Source organism: Bradyrhizobium sp. Ken01 (genome assembly GCF_055807355.1).
On sequence record NZ_JBVVPC010000309.1, the window covers coordinates 1 to 235 of the forward strand.

1 pseudogene is annotated in these 235 nt (G+C 65.1%); it reads right to left on the minus strand.

Features of this window, described 5'->3' with window-relative positions:
• A pseudogene (locus AC0L3S_RS39765) lies at positions 1-235 on the minus strand (glycogen debranching protein GlgX); the annotation flags it as partial.

Genomic DNA, 235 nt, shown 5'->3' on the forward strand with positions numbered 1-235 from the left:
CGTCATCGCCTTTCCAGAAGGCGCGCACGGTGTCGCGGAAACGGTCGTTCCATTCCGCCCAGCCGGGTGGGAAATTGCCCACTTGATAGCCGCCCGGGCCGCAGTCCCAGGGTTCGGCGATCAATTTGAGCTGGCGCAGGATAGGGTCCTGGCGGCACGCCACGAGGAAGCTGTGACGTTCGTCGAAGCCGTCGCGGTAGCGCCCGAGAATGGTCGCCAGGTCGAAACGGAAGCC